The organism is Rhizomonospora bruguierae (assembly GCF_018397995.1).
Lineage (GTDB): Bacteria > Actinomycetota > Actinomycetes > Mycobacteriales > Micromonosporaceae > Rhizomonospora > Rhizomonospora bruguierae.
In genome coordinates this window covers 1-996 of sequence record NZ_BBQH01000161.1, presented here as the reverse complement: position 1 = coordinate 996, position 996 = coordinate 1, and the positions used below count along the sequence as shown (strand labels likewise).

At 63.3% G+C, this 996-nt stretch carries 1 protein-coding gene; it reads right to left on the bottom strand.

The features are described from left to right. Nucleotides 1-508 (bottom strand): reverse transcriptase domain-containing protein (locus KJS59_RS30635; protein ID WP_249715197.1); only part of this gene is annotated, 508 nt, incomplete at its 3' end. Nucleotides 509-996 lie beyond the last annotated feature (488 nt).

The window sequence follows — 996 nt, the reverse complement described above, 5'->3', positions numbered from 1 at the left end:
TCAGTTCGTGATCAAGGGACCCGAAACAGTCGGCGATGTCTCCCTCGATGAACCAGGCAGTTCCGGTCCAGGTGTTGGCGATCTCCCGCAACGCGGTGTGACAGCCTCGCCGTGGCCGGAACCCGTGGGACCGGTCGGAGAACGTCGGCTCGTAGTACGCCTCCAACAGCAGGCGGACCACTTCACCGACGAGCTTGTCCGACCAGGTGGGCAGCCCCAGAGGGCGGGTCTTCCCGTTCTTCTTCGGGATGTGCACCCGCCGCACCGGGCGAAACCGGTAGCGCTCGTGACGCATCGCATCGATGATGCGACCGATCTTCGCCTGGGACATCCCATCCACCGTCTCCTGCGTGACCCCGGGCGTCATCGCACCGTGATTGGCGTAGATACGCCCGTAGGCCAGCAGATACAACTGCGGGTTGAACAGTTGTCGATACAGTTTATCAAGCGGCAGGCCACGCCTGCCGCGCTCACGCAGGACACCCAGCACCGTTGCGGCGCTCTGCATTACGCATACCTCCCGACCTGGTGGTGTCCAATCACCTGGCCCCCTTCGCCCTGTGGACGGCTTTCCCGCCCTCCCTGGCCGGTCGTGACTCCGGCGACTACTACGAGGCCTCCGTCGCCATAGGACTCGCGTCCCACAGGCGATCCCGCGTTCGTCTCTGTCGTACGTAGCAGCGTGACGTAGGCGCCCCACTCATCTCCTTGAACACCCTCGCTGGGCGTCGCCCCGCACTCCGGAGGTTGCGTCAGCCAACACTTCGATTCCGACGCAGAGCACGGCACCGGTTTCAGAGGTCTTTCCGGCAGATGAGAACTTGCATCGACTGGAGATTAGGGTTCAAGCAATCCAGCTTTCGCCATATCACGCGGGTCCCCCCAGCGCACCGTCCCTGACCACTGGACCCGGCCGCCGGGTTAGCTGGCATGCTCTTGTCCCCTCAGCCTTTCAGCATCAGGTAAGCCATTCGACCCAGGAACATCCCTCCAAGT